General features: G+C 45.0%; 1 protein-coding gene. It reads right to left on the bottom strand.

From position 1 onward, the window contains the following. A partial coding sequence (locus R7190_RS28230; protein WP_318137974.1) for an efflux RND transporter permease subunit occupies positions 1-645 on the bottom strand: 645 nt, incomplete at both ends.

Here is a 645-nt window from a genome sequence, read left to right on the forward strand (position 1 = left end):
CAAACAAGGCGTAAGCACCAACGTCAACACCGTAGCAAATGCCAATCCCCCCGCTACTGCCGTCGCTAACTGAGACCACCATTGCGTACTCGGCGCACCAAATTCGACTTTTTGATTAACTAAATCGATGTTCATTTCTAGAACCATCGGTAACAACCCTAAAATGGTCGTAATTGTGGTTAATAGCACCGGTCTCAAACGTTGCACACCGGTCCGCAGGATAGCCTCTGCTTTGTCCAGTCCTCTTTTTCGCATTTGGTTATAAGTATCAATCAGTACAATGTTGTTATTAACTACGATACCAGCCAAGGCAATCACACCAATGCCAGACATTATGATGCCGAATGGTTTTTGGAAAATAAGCAACCCAGCAAAAACCCCGACCGTTGAAAACAGCACCGCACTCAAAATCAAAAATGCCTGATAAAAGCTGTTGAACTGCGTGATGAGAATGAGCGCCATGACGCCAAGAGCCACAACAAAAGCGTTTTGCAAGAATGCTGATGAGTTTTCCTGCTCCTCATTTTGACCCCGAATCTTATATTCAACGCCTTCCGGTAAACCGAGCTGTTCCATTTCAGCCGCAATTTTTGGTAACTCAAGCGCCAAATTGTAGCCTTCCACCATATCCGCTTTAATGTTGAT

The sequence above is a fragment of the Vibrio sp. 1078-1 genome, assembly GCF_033340475.1.